Source organism: Staphylococcus sp. EG-SA-2, from assembly GCF_017152085.1.
On sequence record NZ_JACYHC010000092.1, the window covers coordinates 1 to 555 of the forward strand.

Below are 555 nucleotides of genomic sequence, written 5' to 3' on the forward strand. Positions count from 1 at the left end.
TGTACATTACACCTACTGAAATACGGTTATCGAATGGTTCACCTGTACGTCCATCATAAAGTACAGTTTTACCATCACGAGCCATACCAGCTTCTTCAATTGTTGACCATACATCGTCATCGTTTGCGCCGTCAAATACTGGTGATGCAACGTGAATACCAAGATTTTTAGCAGCCATACCTAAGTGTAGCTCTAATACTTGTCCGATGTTCATACGAGATGGTACACCAAGAGGGTTTAACATGATATCGATCGGACGTCCGTCTGGTAAGTAAGGCATATCTTCTTCAGGAACAATCTTAGAAATGACACCTTTGTTACCATGTCGACCACACATCTTATCACCAACATGAATTTTACGTTTTTGAACGATGTATACACGTACTAATTGGTTTACACCAGGTGATAATGTATCGTCGCCTTCTTCGCGATTGAATACTTTTACATCAAGAACGATACCGCCAGCGCCGTGAGGTACACGTAATGAAGTATCTCTAACTTCACGTGCTTTTTCACCAAAGATTGCATGTAACAATCTTTCTTCGGCAGTTAACT

General features: G+C 40.9%; 1 pseudogene. It reads right to left on the bottom strand.

From position 1 onward, the window contains the following. A pseudogene (locus tag IDG60_RS00770) lies at nucleotides 1-555 on the bottom strand (DNA-directed RNA polymerase subunit beta); the annotation flags it as partial.